This is a genomic window from Priestia sp. P5_B4 (assembly GCF_056400385.1).
This window is the reverse complement of sequence record NZ_JBFULJ010000593.1, coordinates 1-2,404: the sequence shown is the minus strand read 5'-3', so window position 1 is coordinate 2,404 and position 2,404 is coordinate 1. Positions and strand designations below refer to the sequence as shown.

At 40.9% G+C, this 2,404-nt stretch carries 4 protein-coding genes; 1 reads left to right on the top strand and 3 read right to left on the bottom strand.

The genetic code is table 11. The features are described from left to right. The 3 genes from AC1DRF_RS23420 to AC1DRF_RS23410 all read right to left on the bottom strand — a co-directional run. Positions 1-1,034: T7SS effector LXG polymorphic toxin (locus AC1DRF_RS23420; protein WP_477741824.1), on the bottom strand; the 1,034-nt coding region annotated here is incomplete at its 3' end. Positions 1,035-1,234: 200 nt separating this feature from the next. Beyond that, positions 1,235-1,507: a DUF5344 family protein gene (locus AC1DRF_RS23415; RefSeq protein ID WP_427076348.1), complete on the bottom strand. Its 273-nt coding sequence runs from the start codon at positions 1,505-1,507 to the stop codon at positions 1,235-1,237. Positions 1,508-1,513: 6 nt separating this feature from the next. After that, complete coding sequence (locus tag AC1DRF_RS23410) at positions 1,514-1,867, bottom strand: YwqH-like family protein (RefSeq protein WP_477741823.1); 354 nt, start codon at positions 1,865-1,867, stop codon at positions 1,514-1,516. Between the two features lie 336 nt (positions 1,868-2,203). On the opposite strand from AC1DRF_RS23410, the gene AC1DRF_RS23405 reads away from it, so the two are divergent. Then, positions 2,204-2,389 (top strand): hypothetical protein, encoded by a 186-nt coding sequence (locus AC1DRF_RS23405; RefSeq protein ID WP_477741822.1) that lies wholly within the window; start codon positions 2,204-2,206, stop codon positions 2,387-2,389. The last annotated feature ends 15 nt before the right edge of the window (positions 2,390-2,404 follow it).

Below are 2,404 nucleotides of genomic sequence, written 5' to 3'. Positions count from 1 at the left end.
ATCACTGACTGCATAAGCATTCCCTCAACGCCCGTAGCGTTTTGAAGAATCTGTTGAGACGTTAGCATGCCCACAGTTGAAGAATCGTTGAGCGCCTGCAGGTATGGACGTTTTTCCAGTTCGACCGCTTGCTCTGCAGGTGACAGTTCCGCTAGTTTTTTCATGTTAGCAGGTGCTGTATCCTGCTGAATTTGCGTTAGCACTTCTCTTATGTAAGGCGAGGTTTTTTCAAGCTTGTGAATTTCTTTTAACTGTTCAGCAGGCGTCATCGCCTGAAGTTGAATCAGCTTTTCAAGGCCTACTTCCTTTATCACTTTCTCTTGTTTTTCTTTTCTTGTCAAGGTTGTTTGAATGCCTTTTTCAAAAACCGAGACGCCTCCTGAATCGGTCATCGCTTTTTTCGCTAACGCGCTCAGCTCACTTACATTGCCCGGCTGAATGGAACCATTTTGAAACCCAGCTTTCACTTTAGAAAGCAGCGAGTTTAAAGACGTCAGCTGATCTTGAATGGCTGAAAGGCTTTGCGTTTGCTGTTCGTCAAAACGGACTAAATCGTTCATCGTTTTGTCCGCTTTGTTTTTTGCTTGTTCTACTTCTGTTAGAAAACCTTGGTCGTTAAGCGCTGAAACGGAAGCAAGGTGACTGACTTTTTGAATCGCTGCATTCGCTTGATCGACAAGCGAAACGGTTGTATTTCTTGTTTGATTTAAATGCGTAGGAATAGTGTCTTGCAGAAACGGCTGCGTAATGTAGCCGTCTTCGCTCGGTTCGAATGAGCGCAGCGCATGTGTGATTTGAGTTAGTCGAGCTTCATAGGAAGTGAGTAATGAATGATACAGCGTTAAAAAAGAAGCATGTCCCGTTTCGTAAAAAGACCGAATCGCTTCTCCTCCTTTTCCTTTAAACGCATCATCTAAGCTTGAAAATGCCTGAACCTGTGAAATCRGGCCCTGAATTTGTTCTTTTTGACTTTTAATAGAGTCTAAGATGGCTTGAATATTTTCGTGAAAAGCATCGACATCAAGTGTTTTCAATAACCTGTAACCTCCTAGCTGTATCGATGTAGAAAAACAACGAACGGTTAACGAACAATCGCCCGTCATTTTTCTAAACCTAAGCGGACGCTCCTCTTTACAAGGCTTGCATCATCCGCTAGATAAAACCTTTTTATTTGAATGTCAAATCTATGCTGGTTGAAAGGTTGTTTTTGATAGCTTTATATAAAATATGAACATTATTTAGCGGCGTTTGCAGCTTTTTCATCTGCTTCTTTTATGGACTGCACGGATTTTTTGGTGGCGTTCAAATCATCGAGGAGCGTTTGCTTGTAGTCCACAATTAACGTTTGAAGCTGCTGGTTCAGGTGGTTTAATTCATCGAGCACCGCTAGATCTTGTCCGCTTCCTACGTGAAACGGAAAAAGCGGCTGAAACTGCTGCGCAGCAGCGCTTAGGTCACTAAGCGTTCTATTAATTTCACCATCTATTACTTTAATTTCGTCTGCCATACTGCATCACACCTTATCTTTTGCTTCGTCTTCTTGCATTTTAATGGCACGTTCCATCCCTTGTATATCTGATTGAAGCGCCGTAATTTTTGCATCAATTGTCGTAAGGGCATCCGTCAGCTGACGGGTCAGCAAATCATCGYATTCGTCTAACATAGCCATACGGATGTCTTCAAACCCAACAGCAAGGCTGCCTGACCAAGTGGCGGAAGTGAGCTCTGGTTCTTTTACCTTTTCCTTTGCACGTTCAAGCTCGCCTTTGACTTCCGTTAACGTGTTTTTACTAGCCGTAAGCTGCTGGATATCTTCATGTGCCTGCTTTACTTGGGTATACAGATGAGCAACAAACATCTCATTCATATGATGACACTTCCTTTATATCTATCTMTTGGATCTTCTAACATTAATTCCCTTTTACAGCTTATCAAATAAAGAAAGAGTGCACATCGGCACGTTTTCTTATATTTTTTGGGAATAATGTAGGTTTTTAGTTCAATACCCACTCTTCAGGATAAAATAACCAAAACTATCTTACTATTGACAATTTATCAAGATTTTTGGACTACTTCACTTGTTATTTCCATGCCACTAAAAGGCCTTTTTACACAATTTTTTTGTTAAAACGCATTCATTCTTTCTATTTCCAAATATTTAAACATGCGCTAGTATATACATAATATAAAGAGGAGGTTGAGTATGAGAGAAAAGCTCGTAAGACTCGGTTATTTACTGGGGTTGGCTCTTGTTTTGTCCGGCATTTTATATTTCTTTGCATCGAACTGGCAAGGCTTTGACCGCTATACTAAAATGTTATTTACTGGGGTTGGCTCTTGTTTTGTCCGGCATTTTATATTTCTTTGCATCGAACTGGCAAGGCTTTGACCGCTATACTAAAAT